Annotated in this window: 15 protein-coding genes; 2 read left to right on the top strand and 13 right to left on the bottom strand. The window is 42.4% G+C overall.

What is annotated here, in order from left to right:
* Positions 1-151 precede the first annotated feature (151 nt).
* The 9 genes from ACRD6K_RS12095 to ACRD6K_RS12055 all read right to left on the bottom strand — a co-directional run bounded on the left by ACRD6K_RS12095 (position 152) and on the right by ACRD6K_RS12055 (position 12,286).
* Positions 152-796, bottom strand: coding sequence for a hypothetical protein (locus ACRD6K_RS12095; RefSeq protein ID WP_430973461.1), 645 nt, complete (start codon positions 794-796; stop codon positions 152-154).
* A 54-nt stretch (positions 797-850) separates the two neighbouring features.
* Complete coding sequence (locus tag ACRD6K_RS12090) at positions 851-1,927, bottom strand: hypothetical protein (RefSeq protein ID WP_430973460.1); 1,077 nt, start codon at positions 1,925-1,927, stop codon at positions 851-853.
* Between the two features lie 363 nt (positions 1,928-2,290).
* Entirely contained in the window at positions 2,291-4,618 is a 2,328-nt protein-coding gene (locus ACRD6K_RS12085) for a TonB-dependent receptor (RefSeq protein ID WP_430973459.1), read from the bottom strand.
* A gap of 32 nt (positions 4,619-4,650) precedes the next feature.
* Positions 4,651-5,529 carry a DUF4249 domain-containing protein gene (locus ACRD6K_RS12080; protein ID WP_430973458.1) on the bottom strand — a complete coding sequence of 293 codons (879 nt, stop codon included), beginning with the start codon at positions 5,527-5,529 and terminating at the stop codon, positions 4,651-4,653.
* A 621-nt stretch (positions 5,530-6,150) separates the two neighbouring features.
* Positions 6,151-8,469, bottom strand: a complete 2,319-nt coding sequence (locus tag ACRD6K_RS12075) for a TonB-dependent receptor (protein WP_430973457.1) — start codon at positions 8,467-8,469, stop codon at positions 6,151-6,153.
* Entirely contained in the window at positions 8,462-9,346 is an 885-nt protein-coding gene (locus ACRD6K_RS12070) for a DUF4249 domain-containing protein (protein WP_430973456.1), read from the bottom strand. Before ACRD6K_RS12070 ends, ACRD6K_RS12075 begins: the two co-directional genes overlap by 8 nt.
* Positions 9,347-9,377: 31 nt before the next feature.
* Positions 9,378-10,262, bottom strand: a complete 885-nt coding sequence (locus tag ACRD6K_RS12065) for a DUF4249 family protein (RefSeq protein WP_430973455.1) — start codon at positions 10,260-10,262, stop codon at positions 9,378-9,380.
* A gap of 31 nt (positions 10,263-10,293) precedes the next feature.
* Positions 10,294-11,142 carry a DUF4249 domain-containing protein gene (locus ACRD6K_RS12060; RefSeq protein ID WP_430973454.1) on the bottom strand — a complete coding sequence of 283 codons (849 nt, stop codon included), beginning with the start codon at positions 11,140-11,142 and terminating at the stop codon, positions 10,294-10,296.
* Positions 11,143-11,200: 58 nt separating this feature from the next.
* Positions 11,201-12,286 carry a DUF4848 domain-containing protein gene (locus tag ACRD6K_RS12055; RefSeq protein WP_430973453.1) on the bottom strand — a complete coding sequence of 362 codons (1,086 nt, stop codon included), beginning with the start codon at positions 12,284-12,286 and terminating at the stop codon, positions 11,201-11,203.
* A gap of 841 nt (positions 12,287-13,127) precedes the next feature.
* Here ACRD6K_RS12055 and ACRD6K_RS12050 point away from each other — a divergent pair.
* Positions 13,128-13,547: a hypothetical protein gene (locus tag ACRD6K_RS12050; RefSeq protein WP_430973452.1), complete on the top strand. Its 420-nt coding sequence runs from the start codon at positions 13,128-13,130 to the stop codon at positions 13,545-13,547.
* On the opposite strand, the gene ACRD6K_RS12045 is transcribed toward ACRD6K_RS12050, so the two are convergent.
* From ACRD6K_RS12045 to ACRD6K_RS12035, 3 genes are all read right to left on the bottom strand, one after another.
* On the bottom strand, positions 13,499-14,140 hold the full coding sequence (locus ACRD6K_RS12045; RefSeq protein ID WP_430973451.1) for a hypothetical protein: 642 nt from the start codon (positions 14,138-14,140) through the stop codon (positions 13,499-13,501). The two genes, ACRD6K_RS12050 and ACRD6K_RS12045, sit on opposite strands and share 49 nt — an antisense overlap.
* A gap of 283 nt (positions 14,141-14,423) precedes the next feature.
* Entirely contained in the window at positions 14,424-15,362 is a 939-nt protein-coding gene (locus ACRD6K_RS12040) for a LamG-like jellyroll fold domain-containing protein (RefSeq protein WP_430973450.1), read from the bottom strand.
* Positions 15,302-15,811 carry a hypothetical protein gene (locus ACRD6K_RS12035; RefSeq protein WP_430973449.1) on the bottom strand — a complete coding sequence of 170 codons (510 nt, stop codon included), beginning with the start codon at positions 15,809-15,811 and terminating at the stop codon, positions 15,302-15,304. Before ACRD6K_RS12035 ends, ACRD6K_RS12040 begins: the two co-directional genes overlap by 61 nt.
* A gap of 223 nt (positions 15,812-16,034) precedes the next feature.
* On the opposite strand from ACRD6K_RS12035, the gene ACRD6K_RS12030 reads away from it, so the two are divergent.
* A complete protein-coding gene (locus tag ACRD6K_RS12030) occupies positions 16,035-16,352 on the top strand; it encodes a potassium channel family protein (RefSeq protein ID WP_430973448.1) in 318 nt (105 codons plus the stop codon).
* 125 nt (positions 16,353-16,477) lie between these two features.
* Here ACRD6K_RS12030 and ACRD6K_RS12025 read toward each other — a convergent pair whose 3' ends face one another.
* Positions 16,478-17,896 carry a glutamate synthase subunit beta gene (locus tag ACRD6K_RS12025; protein ID WP_430973447.1) on the bottom strand — a complete coding sequence of 473 codons (1,419 nt, stop codon included), beginning with the start codon at positions 17,894-17,896 and terminating at the stop codon, positions 16,478-16,480.
* Between the last annotated feature and the right edge of the window lie 34 nt (positions 17,897-17,930).

The raw sequence follows: 17,930 nt of genomic DNA, 5'->3' as shown, positions 1-17,930 counted from the left end.
ATTTAAATTACTTAATTAGAATCTGATGTAAGAATTAAAATTCAACGATTGGGGAAATGCAACGAATTGTTAACAGCTATGAAGTCATATGAGAGGCGTGAGTATCATTTAATAAACTTAGAAAGTTATTAGGAAATGATAAGCAGGTAACTTAGAACTCTAATTGCCCTATCGGATAGGAAAGCTTTAGTTGAAGCATATTGTTCAAATTTATTGAACCTTTGTAATATCCTTCAGGCTCCATGTTTTTATGTAGAAATCCCTGTTCTTTAAATCCTCTGATGTAATTAACCGACCATTTCAACTTATATTTCTGGCTTCCGAAGCCAACCACCCAATTAAATTCTGGCTTTTCGTTTACTACATCGTAATTCAATAACCAAGTGGATTCGATACCTCCTATAATAAAAAAGCTTTTATTTAATAACATCTTAAGATGAACGGGAACAATTATATAGTGCATTGGGAGTTTGTCCCAACCTTTTGCATTAATAGGATATCCATTTGTATCATCAGAACCTGTATATACCGAATAATGCTGCTGCATCTGTTTGTATCGGTAAGCAATGCCAATGTCGGTAGAAACCCTCCAGAAAATATCTCGCGAAGCATAAAAACCAATCCCTGTTCCAAATCCATTTTGGGTTGCCCAATCGTTAGTTGTATATGGAGTTTCAGCTCGGTGAGGAATAAACCACGAACCTTCTGTGGTAATTCCAATTTCTGTTTTTTCTTGGGAAAAACTATGCATTGCGACACAATTTAATAAGGTGATAATAACGAATACTTTTTTCATGATTTTTGTTTTAAATGGAAGCTCACCCCTTAATGAGCTTCCATTTGAAGTTATTTAATTGATGGTTAAATTTATAATCAAAGCGTGAGATTCGAGTTTGCCGTTGCAAGAGAAATTGTTTATAATGGGAGCTGGCCCCGGATAGGAAGAAGGAATAGGAGATAAGGCCCCATTAAATTTCCAACCCTTTACGTCTAAGTAAACATTTGAAAGCTCAGAGGTATTTATTTGTGTATAATCCGTAGCAGGGGTCATATTGGTGAAATTCATACTATATTCACCTTGAATCGGATCATAGTTGCCACCCAAATTATAACTTAAATGTTGATGGCTAAATATGCCTTGAGAATCTCGCCATCCAAATACACCTTTTTTCTCTTTATGAAAATACAGGTAGTATTTGACGCCTGTTTGTATGGTTATTAAATGTCCTTGGGGGTCAAGTGCTTGTTGCGTTATTTTGTCATATAAGAAGCTTAAACTCCATCTTACTCCTCCACCTTCAGAAATAATTCTTTGACTTGCTACGGTGCCATAATTTACTGGTATTGTCGATTTTAATTTTGGAGCGGAAAATATTTTGATAAGCGCGGTGTCACAGGCCTCAGGATTATTCAAAAAATGGTTTAATGTTTCTATTTTTCCATCAATTACTGTAATCTGATCATCTTGTTGAAAGCAGTATAATACATCATCAATTTTAATAATTCCATTCTTGTTTAATATGCAATCCCAAGAATAGTTATTGAAAGGGTAGCATAAAGAGGAGTCGGCCATGCTAAAATAACCTTCCTTGACCAATCTATTTGCATAGTTTTTAGCATCAGACTCTTTGTCAAATTCAGCCAATTTGTTTGATGCTTCAGCCCTGAATATTTTTGCAGATGTTAATCCCATTTGGTTTTCCCACCTTGATTGTTCTTCAAGGGATTTGTTCTGAAGCATAGATATTAAACTGTCAATAGCTTCAAAATTTTGGATAACTAGATACCCATTTTCAACATATACATCGGGTTTTTCTTCGCCTAAGGCAACAGTTTGTAGTTGCTCATCTATAAGCTCATCCTTTTGGCAAGCACTAAAAATTGTTACAACAATAGCCAGCATGGCTAACAAATAAAACTTTTTCATATTTTTACAATGTTTATGGGAAAGCAGCAGCAACTGCTTTCCCGGTTAACTAATAAATGAACGCAAGCCGGATAACAGAATCTTTTTTGTTGCCCGGCTTGATTTTTAGTAAATATAATAACTTTACTAGTACTTTATTCCTTTCTTAAGCAGAAGGTAACCCCTCTATGATTTTTGAAGTTCCAACTGAAATTGCTGAAAATGATCGTTCATAGGTTCGGGGGTGGGGTTTGCACCCCTAAAACGATGCGCTCATGAATTTTATTGATTCGGGGAGTTTGTGTAAAATAGATTTGTTCTAAATAATAGCTAGCTGTTTAAAGAGAGTTATTTATGTCTAATTAATGTTTTTTGCTTAATAAATTACCATCTGTAAGTGAATCCTACTGAGGGTATAAATGGAAAAACGGAAACCTGCTTAACTGTACCTTGTGACTTATAGTAGAACCAAGGATTCATTCGGTTGTAGATATTGTAAAGAGAAAAATTCCATTCATATCCCCTGGCTTTCCCCTTTTTTACATGAATATTATAAGCAACATCCAAGTGATGAAACATTGGCATTTTGAATTGATTGGGGTTTGCATAGCTGGAAACGGTGCTGAATTCGTCCCGGTCTTCCGGACGGAAGGCATAATCCATGTGAAAAGGAACCAAGGCTTCATGCTCCACTTCAGGGAGGCTAAGCTTATTTCCTGATTGCAGGGTGAACCCTACGTTTAGAGAACGACTACGCGTTGAACGATTCGATTTTAACTTATATTCGCACAATACAGACAGGTCGTGTCTGCGGTCATACTTATAGTTGAACCAACGTCCGCGGTTTAATTGATCAAATTGTCGTTTGGACCATGCCAGCGTATAGGAAAAGGAGCCTGATAAACGACCTGTGTTTTTCCTTAGGTCAAACTCAATTCCATAGGATTTTCCTTTGCCAATAAGGATGTTATCTTCCCAGTTCATTCGCTTGGTAGAAAGAAAAATCGCGCCTTCATCAAAGCGTATAAGATTATTCATTGATTTGTAATACATTTCGGCAGCGAAAGAATAGACTGTTGTGATTTCTTTTTTTAGCCCCAATGCGTATTGGTTGCCCGTTTGTGGTTTGGTATGCTCGGTTGATGCAACCCAAAGATCGGTTGGCAGACCCAATGAAGAGTTTGAAAGAAGGTGCAGGTTTTGACTAAATTGACCGTATGAAGTATATAAACTTAGATCAGGTGTTACCTGATAACTTAAAGCGAGCCGAGGTTCAATCTGAATGTAAGTTTTTGTGCCAGTTTTAGAACCCGATACAGCAAGTCCCGCATTGAAACTTACAGCTCCCAGGGTTACTTGGTTTTCAGCGTAAATTCTTACATTTTTAAGTTTATTTCGTTCCTGATCATTAAAAGTTATTTGTCCTTCGGTTGTTTTACTATGTGAAAAACCAGGATAAAACAATTGAGAGGACAAGCTGCCTCCGAATTTAATTTTATAATCAGGCAGCAGGTAGTAATCAATGTCTGTTTTAATCGAAACATCCTTCATTTTTGATTGGGACAGAAATATACTTCTACTAAGCTCGGTTGATGTAATTGTTTGTTCGTCCAGTTTATATTGACTATAGTAAAAGGAGACATTTGCAAATATCTTCTGGCTTAAAATGGTATTCCATCTTAGAACCGAAGTAAGGTTTCCCCAGTTGTAATTGAACCTGGTTCTCATATCATCTTCCACTGACCTAAAGAATTGTTCGTCTTTACCATTGTAGCTGCTCAGGTAAATTCTGTTTTTATCGTTTATTTTCCAATTCAATTTAGCATTCAAATCATAGAAGAAGTATCCATAGTTCTGATCGCTTTCCTGGAGTTTTAAGAGTAGCCGTAGCGGAATATCAAGCCAGGTTCTTCGACCCGAGATTATTAATGATGACTTGTCTTTAACAATCGGCGTTTCGTAAGTCAATCTTCCTGAAATTGGACTGATGGATATGATTCCTCCTTTTTGTTTTAAATTACCTTCCTTCATTGAGATATCAAGCACTGATGCCAATCGGCCGCCATAGCGAGCGGGGATGCCTGCTTTATAAAAAGCGACATGATTAAGTGCATCATTGTTAAAAACAGAAAAGAAACCAAACATGTGATTTACATTATAGACTGGGGCTCCATCCAAAAGAATTAGGTTCTGGTCATTACTTCCACCTCGAACATGGAAGGCTGCAGTGTTTTCTCTCCCTTGTTTGACCCCTGGTAAATATTGAAGCCCCTTTAGTAAATCCTGTTCGCCCAAAATTACCGGAGCTTTCTTGAGTTGTGCCAGATCGATGGTTCCATAACTTAGCGTAGAAAGTTGGTTGAGTGTTTGATTAACTTTTCTTCCAATTACTTCAACTTCATCTATTGTCAGATTTGTTTCCAATTCAACAGTAATTATTGTATCCCCGAACAGCGGAATGGTAATGCTTTGCGGATAATAGCCAATATAGCGGCAAGAAAAGTGATAATTGCCGGGAGGTAAGGTAAGACTAAAAAAGCCATATTGATTGGTAACTGTACCTTTTTGGTTCTCAGGGGTCATGATAGTTGCTCCAATCAGCTTTTCGCCATTTCGGCTATCAGTCAGGTATCCGCTAATTGTAAATTTATCTTGTGCCAGTGTTGTGCCACCCTCAATAACTAAGAGCAGATATAGTAAAAAACGCTTCATTTATCAATCTTTAAAGGAATTCATATCAGCATCTAAAACCAAACAATGGTTTTTGCCTCGGAACCGAAAATTCCATAGCCATTGGTAATGTTGGAGTAAATTTGGATGGGTTCAATAATGGATAGCTCTCCATCTTCAATCATTTTTTGAGAAACAACTGATTTTAGATATTTATCGTAGTGTTTGTCAACATGAGAAACAATATTCATACTTTTTTCACCGCCTCGTATCGTAAAGTCTAGTTGCTTACCGTCAAGGCCAGCATCTTCAATTCGTAGTGCATAGTAAAAGTCAAAATCACTTAAGTATTCGCTTAAGTCTCCATGAGGGTCAAACTCGCGGTTAAAATGATCGAGAACAACTCCCGTAGCTCGTATTTTTGTGCTTTTCCGTAAATCACCCTGTCTGTCTTTTACCAGGTTGTAAAACCAATATTGATCAAGTCCTGGTAAGTCATGTATGAAGATATTTTTGAACGTTACTAAATAGCCGTCTGGACCAGTGATGTACTTTGCGGTATCTACTTTGTAACTTATTTCAGTGATTGGTGGAACGGTTGTTTTTGCGCTTAGCGTTTTGTTGGCAATAGCTGCTTGCAGCTGGTAGGTGTCTCCTGCTTGAACGGAATGTATAAAAATGTAATTTCCATCATCAACATGTTGCATGTTTCCTAATTTCTTGTCATTTCTATACAGGCTGATAGTTGCTTCAGAAATGGGGATTCGGACATAAGTGTTTGATAGTGGAATTACTTTTGTTGCACTTAGAAAGATTGTGTCTCTACCTGCTTCAAGAATTGAGTTCAGGGCATATTGCTCTTCAGTAACAGTAAGGTTAAGATCAACTTCTTTCTCACAAGATACCAGGAAGATGATTGGGAATAAAAAAGTATAGATCCATTTTCTTTGCATGACAGCGTATGTTTTAAGCTGGGTTTAATAAATAAGCCTGCCCCACATAGATTGGGGCAGACTCTAGTTTTATATGGGAAACAGGTAGCAATCCTGTTATCATGCTGATTTTTAGTAAATATAATAACTTTACTAATACTTTATTCCTTTCTTAAGCAGAAGGTAACCCCTCAATGATTTTTGAAGCTCCAACTGAAATTGCTGAAAATGATCGTTCATAGGTTCGGGGGTGGGGTTTGCACCCCTAAAACGATGCGCTCATGAATTTTATTGATTCGGGGAGTTTGTGTAAAATAGATTTGTTCTAAATAATAGCTAGCTGTTTAAAGAGAGTTATTTATGTCTAATTAATGTTTTTTGCTTAATACATTACTCAGCGGGTGACTCGAAGTCACCCGCTGAGTAGCAGCTTGTACCCAATTCTTTTGCTTGATTTTTTTTATCCGTTTTCCCTGGCTATACTGATCGGCGACAAGAGTTACTTCGCTTTTATGGATTTTAAATCCATCGTTTACACGGATCGGATTAAAAATCCGATCCAGCTTGTGCTTAATTAAGTGAGGGCTTCACTTAATGCCGAAACTATTTCTTCTTTTCAAAGCAGTTATTTTGTTCTCAATTTTACCAGGTATGGGTAAATGATACAGAAGGAATGAGGGGAAAAATGCTCACCGACCGGACTTTGTCATCCTTTTTGTAATAGTACCAGGGATTTAAACGGTTATATACGTTGTAAAGCGAGAATGACCAGCTGTATGTTTTTCCGGTTGACCGTTTCAACTTGGTCGAGTACCCGATGTCTAAATGGTGAAAACTCGGCATTCTAAAGTTATTCGGTTCGTAAAAGGTTTTGCGGGTGGAGAACCACTCAGGTAGGTCGGGAGATGCGTAGTTCTCCATTCCTGGAAGAATTAGTCCCGGCATTTCAGAATCGGGCATACTAAGCTTGTTTCCTGATTGGAACATAAAGCCAAAGGAGAGACTTTTCTCGTTACGGGTTGTGCTTTTTAGTTTATATTCTCCCATAAGTGAGATGTCGTGACGGCGGTCGTATTTAAAGGGGAACCATTTCCCGCTGTTTACCAGGTCAAACTGCCGTTCAGACCAGGCCAGTGTGTACGACAGTAGTCCGGTCAGGCGTCCGGAACGTTTTTCAATAAAAAACTCGCCTCCATAGGCCCTGCCCTGGCCTACGAGAATGTTTTCTTCCCAGTTGTTCTCATTGGCATTTACAAAGGTTTCACCTTCTTCAAAACGGATTACATGGTCCATTTGCTTGTAGTATCCTTCAACGCCTGCACGGTAAGTTTGGTTAAAGTCTTTTTCCATTCCAAAAGCAAGTTGGTAGCCCGTTTCGGGCTTTACGTTTCCGGTTGATGCGACCCAAAGATCAGTAGGAAGCCCCATGGAAGAATTAGTTAGTAAATGAAGGTACTGGGTCATCAACATATATGAGGCCGTAAGCGAATAACCCCTTCCAAGCTTAACGCCGGCTGCGAATCGTGGCTGAAAGTGCAGGTAGTGCTCACCATCGGCAAAGTAGTTTGACAGCCGGCCACCTGCGTTAATATTGAATGCCCCCATTTGAAAATCGTTTTCGAAATAGAGTTCTGCCAAATCCGACTGGTTGGTATATTGGTCATTGAATTTCTGATTGTACTCGTTTCCTTTTATCTGTAGAATATTGGGTTTGAAAACCAAGTGGCTGTATTTTCCACCAAACCGTAGGGTGTAATTAGTGCCCGGATAGTATTCAAAATCAAATTTGGCGCTGTAATCCCAAAGTTTGGAAGAAGTATAAAACTCGGTGTAGGTTTCGCCCGAGTCGTTGTTTACTTCCTGTTCATATTGGTAGCGGCTAAAGTAAACAGAGAAATTGGCAAATAAGCTGGATGAAAAGAGCTTATTCCAGCGCAGTATACTGGTAAGGTTGCCCCATTGGTAGTGCCCACGGGTTTTGATTCCGGAGTCTTTTGATCGGTGAAATTGCTTGTCGCGGCCGCTGTATAAACTCAAATAAAGCCGGTTTTTTTCATTTACAATCCAGTTCGTTTTTCCATTGAAATCGTAAAACTTAAATCCGTAGGTTTGCTTGGAGCCAACCAGTTTTTGCTGCAGTACCATGGGCAGATCAAGAAATGAACGACGAAAGGAAATGAGGTACGATGCGGTATCTTTTTTTATTGGTGCTTCATAGGTCAACCGTCCGGAGATGGGACTGATAGAAAACACGCCACTTTCTTTCTTCATGTTCCCTTCCTTCATGCTGATATCCAGTACCGACGACAATCGTCCCCCAAAGCGGGCCGGAATTCCTCCTTTGTAGAAGGAAGCGCTTTTAATGGCATCGTTGTTGAAGGTGGAGAAAAAGCCAAAAACATGTGACACGTTGTAAACCGGAACCCCATCGAGAAGAATCAGGTTTTGGTCACTGCTTCCGCCACGCACATTATAGGTCGTGGTGTTTTCACGTCCGCCCTTTACACCAGGCAAATACTGAAGTGATTTCAGTAAATCGCGCTCCCCGAGGATTACCGGTATGCGGTCGATGGTTTCCAGATTGATCCGACTGAAGCTCAGGTTCGATAGTTCGGGATGCACCTTACTTTTATCGTGCCCCCTAACGGTGACTTCCTCCAGATCAACGCCGGGCTTTAGCTTAACAACCAACAACGTATCTTGCTGGAGATCGATGTGAATGTTTAAGCGCTGATAGCCAACAAAGCGGGCTTCCACTAGCTGGTTGCCGGCAGGTAAAGCCAGGCTGAAGAAGCCATAGGCATTGGAAGCGGTTCCTTTACCACTTTCCGGATGAAACAGGGTGGCACCAATCAGGCGTTCACCGGTTTGGGCATCCTGTACATAGCCTGTAAGCCGCTTGGTCGACTGCCCGTAGCCCAACAGCGGAAAGACAATTAGTAAATATAAAAGCTTATTCATTTCTAAAATTGAGGTAAGTAAATGAGGCCGAACCAAAGATGCCCGTTCCATTTTCAATATTGGAGTAAATTTGCACTGGCTCTTTGAATGACAAGGATTCATCATCAATCATCTTCTGCTGGACTGATGACTTCATGTATTTATCGTAGTGCTCGTCTGCATTAAAAAAGACATCCAACAGTTTTGTTGTTATATTTTTTGAAAAAGTAAGCTGTTTCCCATCAATCCCGGCATCGGTTATGCGGGCGTAGTATTTATAATAATAGCCATGTTCCTTTTCAGAATCAATCACCCGGTTAAAGTCGTCAATATGTGGTGAAAGATAACTTACAAATACGCCGTAATTGTATTGGTTCCATGGATCATACCAGCCAAGATAATAATTCCAATAATAGTCTTTCCCTGATTGGTCATTCAATTGATAATCTATTTTCAGGTAGAAAAATTGGGTTGATTTATCCATTTCACGCCATCCTTCATATTTTTCTTTGGATTGAACAACGTAGCTTACGTTGGGCTTTTCCTGCACGGTTGTTTCGGCCGTTAGAGGTAGGTTTCCCGGCGTACTGCATTTAACCGCATAAGTTTTTCCGGGCAGGGGCTTTTTATCCAGACTGTAATTTCCTTTCGAAATGTGGTTTGCCGTACCCCAAGGCTCTCCGTTCTCGAAAAACTCAATGGTCGCTCCGCTTACTGGTTCAAACTCGCCGGTTTCATCCAGCGTTTGGGCATAGTACAAATCCACGCGGACAGTCGAATCGGGATTGAGAACACAGTTTAGGCAAATTTTACGCTCCGCCTGGTAATCAAATTCCACGACTTGTTCGCAGGAGAGGAAAACAGAACAACAACTTAGGATTGTAAAGCAAGTTGTCATATCGATCCATTTTTTGGAAGTAGTCAGAAGCTTATTCATTTCTAAAACTCAGGTAGGTAAATGAGGCCGAACCAAAAATGCCCGTTCCATTTTCAATATTGGAGTAAATTTGCACTGGCTCTTTGAATGACAAGGATTCATCATCAATCATCTTCTGCTGGACTGATGACTTCATGTATTTATCGTAGTGCTCGTCTGCATTAAAAAAGACATCTATGATTTTTGTTGACATATCTTTTGAAAACTCAAGTACACCGCCATCTATTCCGGTATCAGTTAACCGGGCGTAGTATTCGTAGTAAAACCCGTATTTGGAATCAGCTTCAATCACCCGGTTGAAATCATCGATATAAGGAGAGATGTAAACTAGGGATGAAGAGAAATTGTATTTCTCCCATGCGTCATACCAAAAGAGAATATAGTTCCAATAGTAATCATTTCCAGTTTGATCATTTAATTGGTAATCAACCATCAGTTTATAAAATTGGGTTGATTTATCCATTTCACGCCATCCTTCATATCTTTCTTTGGATTGAACAACGTAGCTCACGTTGGGCTTCTCCTGTACGGTTGTTCTGCCCGTTAGAGGTAGGTTTCCCGGCGTGTTGCATTTAACCGCATAAGTTTTTCCAGGCAGGGGTTTTTTATCGAGGATGTAGTTCCCTTTTGAAACGTGGTTAGCCGTGCCCCAAGGCTCGCCGTCTTCGAAAAACTCAATGGTTGCCTCGCTAACCGGCTCAAACTCGCCTGTTTCATCCAGCGTTCGGGTATAATACAAATCAAGGCTAACAGTAGAATCGGGATTGAGCACACAATTCAGGCAAATTTTCTGCTCCGTCTGGTAATCAAAGTCCACGACTTGTTCGCAGGAGAGGAAAACAGAACAACAACTTAGGATTGTAAAGCAAGTTTTCATATCGATCTATTTTTTGGAAGTAGTCAGAAGCTTATTCATTTCTAAAATTGAGGTAAGTAAATGAGGCCGAACCAAAGATGCCGGTTCCGTTTTCGATATTGGAATAAATTTGCACCGGTTCTTTAAACGGCAAGTCCTCCCATTCCTCAATCAGCCATGATTGAATAGATGATTTCATATACTTGTCGTAATGCTCATCGGTATTAAAAAAAACATCAATCATCCGGGTATTTAGGCGTTTTTTGAATCTCATCGTCTCCCCATCAACTCCGTCATCGGTTTGACGGACATAAAAATGGTAGTAAAAGCCAAATTGTGCTTCTGTGTCAATTTCCCGGTTAAAATTATCAGCATAAGGACTCATGCAGGATATTTGATGAAAAAATCCGTTCCAGTAGTAGTTTTTCCCAGGCTGGTCATCAATCCGGTATTCAACCTCCAGAAAATAAAATTGAGTGTTTGGATCATGATCATTCCAAAATCTGTATGGGGTTTTAGATACAATCGTTGTGTCGACATCCGGTCTTTCAGGGACTATTGTTATGGCGCTTAAAGACAGGTGCTCAGCAATGTCAGCTATAAGCCGGTATGTTTTCCCTATAGTGGGGTAGTTGTCCAACCGATAGGTTCCATTCTGTTCGTAAGTTGCTGTGCCCCATTCCTGCCCATCTTCATAAAACACCACTCGGGCATCTTCAACCGGAACAAAAGCAGTATTTTCATCCAGGGCGCGGGTATAATGCAGGCTTAGCTGCACCAATGAATCGGGGTTAAGCACACAAACTAAACTGATTTTCTGCTCCGGCTGGTAATCAAAGTCCACGACTTGTTCGCAGGAGAGTAGGATTATACAGGTAAATAGTAATAGGTAATGCTTCATGTTCCATTTTTTTGAGTGATAGCTCCTCCTGCAATCACGGAGGAGCTATTACTTTTAATCAATCATAGTCGTAGTTTGTCCATACTGTTGTGCCTGGAAAACCGCTGTAAACATTATGATCCAGCGGGTCCATGACACCATCAAAACCTCGGAAAGTCGTATTGCATTTCATACTCACTGTTGGTAAACTTAAGTATGGCGGTGTTGTATTAGGGGCAACCGTTACTTCATCACCATAGGAGACAAGCGTGACTTTAGCACTAGGCCTTACCTCGGCACTTGTATCTCCACTTCCGTATCGTGATTGTTCAGACCCAATTCTAAAATACATTTCTGAAAATTGATAAACGGTTCTATAGTCATTCCAACCAAAAGTTCCCTTTTTTTGTCCTCGCTGTTCAAAATAAACTTTCACTTGGCGATACCAGACGTAATCGTGATGCCAGGTATTTATCCGTTCAATTTTCAGTTCATTTAGCAGCCTCCTTTTCCCCTTAGTCCACCATCTATTGCCTGAACGGTCTGGATTATTATCACCAAAATCATCGAGAAGCGTTGTTTGTGAACCGGTCGACTTTAGATTGGTGGTAATATCGACCATATCATCATTGATGTACTGGTCGAGGTTGGCAAGCTTATTCAGGTCGCCATCATAAACGGATATCCGGTTGGTTTTGGTGTATTGATAAACACTTTTACCAATTTTCATCATTCCATCCTGGTTTAAAACCGGCGTGAAGGCCGTAGAGATAAACGGATAATCAATGGAATTATCCGTAGGGTCGGCATCGTTAAAAGTAAGCCGGTTTTGGTATTTTTTCTTAAAGGCCAAAAACTCCTCTTGAGAGCCTAGCTTTTCATACTCATCAAAGAGTCTCTCAAAATCAGCATAGGCTGATTTGAATCCCATCCGAGCATCCCATGCTTCCCGTTCATCTCGGGTCATTGCATTCAGAACTGTCATAACACTATCGACAGTATTCAGATTTTTAAATGCCAGATACCCATTTTCAACATATACATCGGGTTTTTCTTCGCCTAAGGCAACAGATTGCAGTTGCTCATCTATAAGCTCATCCTTTTGGCAAGCACTAAAAATTGTTACAACAATAGCCAGCATGGCTAACAAATAAAACTTTTTCATATTTTTACAATGTTTATGGGAAAGCAGCAGCAACTGCTTTCCCGGTTAACTAATAAATGAATGCAAGCCGGATAACAGAATCTTTTTTGTTGCCCGGCTTGATTTTTAGTAAATATAATAACTTTACTAGTACTTTATTCCTTTCTTAAGCAGAAGGTAACCCCTCAATGATTTTTGAAGTTCCAACTGAAATTGCTGAAAATGATCGTTCATAGGTTCGGGGGTGGGGTTTGCACCCCTAAAACGATGCGCTCATGAGTTTTATCGATTCGGGGAGTTTGTGTAAAATAGATTTGTTCTAAATAATAGCTAGCTGTTTAAAGAGAGTTATTTATGTCTAATTAATGTTTTTTGCTTAATAAATTACTCAGCGGGTGACTCGAAGTCACCCGCTGAGTAGCGGCTTGTCACCCAATTCTTTTGCTTGATTTTTTTTATCCGTTTTCCCTGGCTATACTGATCGGCAGCAAGAGTTACTTCGCTTTTATGGATTTTAAATCCATCGTTTACACGGATCGGATTTCAAATCCGATCCAGCTTGTGCTTAATTAAGTGAGGGCTTCACTCAAAGTGAAGCCCTCACTTAATGCCGGGGACAGATCAGCCCGGCTGGTCGGGATTTTCAATTCTGACCCTGCTAAATCCGGATTTTTAATCCGATTCCCCGTCTCTCTCTTGTTTGAACGAATTGGTAAGCAGGGGCTAGCTGTTTGGAGTTCGTAACTCATTTACCCCCGACCAAAGATTTTCTTTTTCCAGTCGACAGGGGAATGGCTCTTTTCTTGACTCCCTGCCCGGTATCCCAATTCGGGTCGTTTCCCCTGTTTCCCGCGTCCTGCAGATGTTCTGGCGCCTCGCCGAGTGCGTCTGGAGGGTTGGCGACACCGTCTGGCGCTCCACCAACATCGTCTGGAAGGGCGGCGACATCGTCTGGCTCCCGGCCGGCTTGTTCTGGCTGTTCGGCGACATCGTCTGGCGAGTCGCGGAGTTGGTCTGGCTAGTTGGCATCATCGTCTGGCGAGTCGCTGAGTTCGTCTGGCAGCCGGGCATCATCGTCTGGCAGGTAGCCGGGTTGGTCTGGCTAGTTGGCTTCATCGTCTGGCTATCGGGCATGCTGTTCTGGCTGTTTGGCGGCATGCTTAAAGCAACCGGCCACCAGGTTTCCCCGGCTGCCGGTTTAAGATTGCAAGAAGTAAACGTCAATACCCCGGTTCAGTCAACAATGACCCGGGCCCGGGTATATTCTTCGAAAAAAGGCTGATCGGTAAATTCGAAACGGATCATCAGCTTATCCATCTTTTGCTTTAGCAGGGCATCCACCTGGTCCAACATTTCTTCGAGCATGCTCATCGCCGAAAAGGCCTGGTTGCGGATGGTGCGCGGCTGCCCGATCAGGGCTTTAAAGCTGTCGAGGCTGGTTTCGGTTTCTACCAACATGGCTTCGGTGAGCATAAAATCGGCCAGCTCGGTAAGCAGGTTGCGGGCCAGGGTTAAAACCGGGCGAATTGCTGCTTCCACATCGGTTTCGCGGCAGGTTAACAAGTCCGATTTAATGAGCTTCGCCTGCCCGGCCAGCACCTTGTCGTTGTTAAATGCCGCGTAAGCCTGCAAAATGCCGGAGATACTTACCGCCTTTTCGGCCACCCCTCGGCGAACGGTCTCTTTCTGTTCGGTCGTGCCTTTGCTGTTGGCATCGGTCTCTTCATTTTTTTCTTGAATACGCTGGATCAGTTCATCCAGCTCGTTTTTTACGGTCACCATTACCGGAATGGTGTTCCAGCGCGGGGTGTGGTTGTCCAGCGCTGTCTGCGTTGCGAGGTACATACGCATGTGTTTGTTCTGATCTTGATTCATTTTTGTTCGTTTTTTAATGATTAATCCTGAACGTATTTTCTCTTACCACACCTTAAGCAGAATAAAATAAAGCAATTTATTATTTACATCAAATATGTTAATGAGCATATAGTGGCTGAAATTCAGCAAGAAATAGGGATTGCAGTTCTGGTAATTGCTTGTTTGGATTGAATACAAATAAGAGGCGAGGTTTAGTGAGGGCTTTTAGTAAGGGTTTCACTTTGAGTGAAACCCTTACTGGTGAAAGATCCAGAGTTTGGTGATGGAGGAAAGGGCGATGGAATTATTTTACCATGGCACTTTCAGCATACTCAAGCTGTTTGCACAAGGCATCAAAAGCCACTTTAGCACATTTAATTTTCAGAGGTTCTAAATTAGCCGGCTCAGCATTTACTGCCCACAAACTGTTGTAGGCCATGTAATCGTGGTGCACATTCAGTAAAAACGAAAAAGCATTCTCCGTATCCTTATCCAGAACGAGGATATGAATGCCAAAAACATTGACTGCCTCAGACTGCCGGGGAGGAAACAGGATTTCCAAAACCACGTAGTAGTCGGCATTTGTTCCTTCTTCCTGAATGGCACTGGCCAGCCGTTTCATGTCGTTATTGAAGAAGTTCAGCTGCCCCTGACCTTCCAGTTGTCCCGGGTTGAGTATTGTTTCGTTGAATTCGGCATTTAAATTCAGATCGTTTATCAGCAAGTCGGCAAAAGCTTTGGCCGAGCCTGGCGAAAAAGCGGTTGAATCAGGGGTGCGAATAACGGTGGGGTAAACCACAAACTTGCCGGGCTTATACGATTGCAGAAAGTCTGCGGACAAGTCGCTTTCGGGTTTAAATCCCGGATTGACCAGGACATTGGAGAGGAGTTCTTTGATTTCCGCAGGTAAGTCTTTTAGGCCAGCCTGGTATTTTTTAGCCGAAGCGGCAATGGTGGCTGCATCCAGAATGCCTTCGTAAATGTTGAAACGGTCGATGGTACCGAACCAGGTGGGGTCTTGCATATAGCCCGATTTGCACAGGTAGGCGAACTGGTTGCTGAGGTTGGCAATTGAATTGTTGGGAAATTCATCAATGGTGTTTTGTCCAACTAACACACCATCCACATAAAATTTCATTTCATGGTTGTCGAAGGTGCTCACCACATGGTGGTATTTGGCATCTACGAGTGGCGTGGCAAATACATTGGTGCAGGTAGCCAGGGGGTCTGGTCGTTCTTGCACGATATGGCGGTTGCGCTGTGTCCGCCGTTGGCCAGCGATTGAAACAGGTAGCTTGTTCCGAGAGGTCCCACTGAATTTCCAAAGTAGGAGAACATGGTGAAATAGGCATTCAGATGCCCGGCACCCAGGTAAGCTTCCAGGCTCAACGCGGGATAGCTGTTGAGCGCAATCTTATTGGCCGGCAGAACGATGAACTGCCCTTGCGAAAACGAAACATACTCCCCGTTGATGATTTTTCCGCCATTAATGGTGCCATGTGCCTCGCCAACTATGTCATTGGCCGTTCCATCATCAAAGGTATACGCGTGTTTCAACAGGGCATCCTGTGCCCGGATGGTAGTTGAAGAGAGTGCCAGTAAGCAAAAAACAACAAGCAAACAAGGGAGGTATTGTTTTAAGATCGACCGGGTAGCTTGAGGGGTGAATCGGGTTTGTGCTGATTCTTTCATAACGTACGATCTTTGGTTTGTAACTGATGTTACGGATTTTATGGCCTTTTGATGCTGTATCCGACTGGTAATTGGGTTTGTTTGTTAGTGAGGTCTTCACTCGAAGTGAAGACCTCACTGGCAAAGGGGGTGAGGTTGAGAGCCAGGATGATGGGGTGTTGCAGTTTTGAAATATGTCGTACTTTTGCGTTAGAAAATCAAGCACGTAGTAAAAATTTCATGCATGGGGATGTTTAAGACAATCATACTTTTTCTTAAGGAAAAAACGTATCGTAACCTGGTAATTTCAACTTTAGTAACACTGTTTAACGGAACGTTTGTCTACCATTTTGTAGAAGGGTGGAGATGGGTTGATGCTTTTTATTTTTCGGTTATTACTTTAACAACGGTTGGCTATGGTGATTTTAGCCCTCAAACTGATTTTGGGAAAATATTCACAACGATTTATATCCTGACAGGCATTGGTATTATGCTGGGATTCGTGAATGCGATTTATGCGACGGAAGAAAAGCACCGACGAAAGTTTGGGGCTACGAAATAAGGTGTTGACGGCGGATTGGAATTTGCGATTTCTGCTTTGAGTTTCTCCGGCTTGCAGAGGCTGCCAAAACAAAAGCCCCGCAAAATGTTGCGAGGCCTTTGGAGGGTATTACGAGTTAAGTAATTCTAGCTTAAAAATTCATCGATGGCTGCTGCAGCCTCTTTGCCGCACTGAATGGCGTGTACCACCAGGCTGGCGCCCCGCTCCACATCGCCGGCTGCAAAAACTTTGTCCACGGAGCTTTGCTTTTTCTGGTTGACTTTCACGTTGCCGCGGTTGTCGTATTCTACGCCCAGGTCTTCCAGCAAGCCCTTGTGAACCGGTTGGGTGAATCCCATGGAAAGCAAGACCAGGTCCGCTTTCAGGATTTGTTCCGTTCCCGGAATCTCTGACATCAGCCAGCGTCCGTCTTTATCTTTATCCCAGGCTACTTCAATTACCTCAGCTTCTTTTACCTGCTCGTTTTCGCCAATCAGCCGTTTGGTTGAAAGTGCCCATTTGCGGTCGCAGCCTTCCAGGTGCGAGCTGGAGGTACGCAGCGTGGTGGGCCAATAGGGCCAGGGGTTGTTTTCGGCTCTTGTTTCTGAGGGCTTGGGCATAATCTCAATCTGAGTTACGCTGGCCGCTTTTTGGCGGATAGATGTTCCTACGCAGTCGGAGCCGGTATCGCCACCACCAATCACAAGTACATGTTTGCCTTCGGCCGACAGGCGCGCTTTCGTGCTTACCTTTTTGCCGGCCACCACTTTGTTTTGCTGAGTCAGGAAATCCATGGCAAAATGAACGCCATTCAATTCCCGTCCTTCGGTAACCAGGTCGCGGGGTTGTTCGGCCCCCATCGCCAGCAAAACGGCATCGTAATCATTCAGCAGTTCTTTTTGCGAAATGTCTTTCCCCACGTAAACATTCGTTTTGAAGATGATTCCTTCTTCTTCGAAGATGGACAAACGGCGATCAATGATTCCTTTATTCAGTTTGAAGTCGGGAATACCATAGCGCAGCAGTCCGCCAATGGCATCGTTCTTTTCAAAAACGGTTACTTCATGTCCGGCCCGGTTCAACAGGTCGGCAGCCGATAAACCAGCCGGTCCGGAGCCAATAATGGCCACTTTCTTTCCGGTACGGGTTTGGGGCGGATTGGCTTTAATCAGGCCCAGGTCGAAGGCTTTCTCTACCGTTGAGGATTCGTTCTCGCGGATGGTCACCGACTCGTTGTGGATAGCCAGCACGCAGGATTTCTCGCAGGGTGCCGGGCATACCCGTCCGGTCATTTCCGGAAAACTATTGGTGGAGTGCAGAATATCATAAGCCGCTGCATAGTTCTTGTGGTAAATGGCATCCTGCCATTCCGGAATCTTGCTGCCAACCGGACATCCCCAGTGGCAAAACGGTACGCCACAGTCCATGCAACGCGATGCCTGTAATCTTCTGTCTTCTTCGTTCAGGGTTTGCTCCACTTCCCCGTAGTCGTATATTCTTTCGTTTAAAGGTCGGTAGCCGCTTTCTTTCCGCGCTACTTTCATAAAACCTCTTGGATCTCCCATAATGCTATAATCTTTTCTTTTTGTTTTACAATTC

The organism is Sunxiuqinia rutila (genome assembly GCF_050589705.1).
GTDB lineage: Bacteria > Bacteroidota > Bacteroidia > Bacteroidales > Prolixibacteraceae > Sunxiuqinia > Sunxiuqinia rutila.
The sequence above is the reverse complement of the archived record's forward strand: the minus strand, read 5'-3'. Positions and strand labels throughout refer to the sequence as shown.

Coding starts and splice junctions, on each gene's coding strand:
- ACRD6K_RS12055 (WP_430973453.1), bottom strand. CDS start 12,286: ATGAAAAAGTTTTATTTGTTAGCCATGCTGGCTATTGTTGTAACAATT.
- ACRD6K_RS12060 (WP_430973454.1), bottom strand. CDS start 11,142: ATGAAGCATTACCTATTACTATTTACCTGTATAATCCTACTCTCCTGC.
- ACRD6K_RS12035 (WP_430973449.1), bottom strand. CDS start 15,811: ATGAAAGAATCAGCACAAACCCGATTCACCCCTCAAGCTACCCGGTCG.
- ACRD6K_RS12075 (WP_430973457.1), bottom strand. CDS start 8,469: ATGAATAAGCTTTTATATTTACTAATTGTCTTTCCGCTGTTGGGCTAC.
- ACRD6K_RS12050 (WP_430973452.1), top strand. CDS start 13,128: ATGTTCTGGCGCCTCGCCGAGTGCGTCTGGAGGGTTGGCGACACCGTC.
- ACRD6K_RS12095 (WP_430973461.1), bottom strand. CDS start 796: ATGAAAAAAGTATTCGTTATTATCACCTTATTAAATTGTGTCGCAATG.
- ACRD6K_RS12090 (WP_430973460.1), bottom strand. CDS start 1,927: ATGAAAAAGTTTTATTTGTTAGCCATGCTGGCTATTGTTGTAACAATT.
- ACRD6K_RS12045 (WP_430973451.1), bottom strand. CDS start 14,140: ATGAATCAAGATCAGAACAAACACATGCGTATGTACCTCGCAACGCAG.
- ACRD6K_RS12080 (WP_430973458.1), bottom strand. CDS start 5,529: ATGCAAAGAAAATGGATCTATACTTTTTTATTCCCAATCATCTTCCTG.
- ACRD6K_RS12070 (WP_430973456.1), bottom strand. CDS start 9,346: ATGACAACTTGCTTTACAATCCTAAGTTGTTGTTCTGTTTTCCTCTCC.
- ACRD6K_RS12085 (WP_430973459.1), bottom strand. CDS start 4,618: ATGAAGCGTTTTTTACTATATCTGCTCTTAGTTATTGAGGGTGGCACA.
- ACRD6K_RS12030 (WP_430973448.1), top strand. CDS start 16,035: ATGGGGATGTTTAAGACAATCATACTTTTTCTTAAGGAAAAAACGTAT.
- ACRD6K_RS12065 (WP_430973455.1), bottom strand. CDS start 10,262: ATGAAAACTTGCTTTACAATCCTAAGTTGTTGTTCTGTTTTCCTCTCC.
- ACRD6K_RS12025 (WP_430973447.1), bottom strand. CDS start 17,896: ATGGGAGATCCAAGAGGTTTTATGAAAGTAGCGCGGAAAGAAAGCGGC.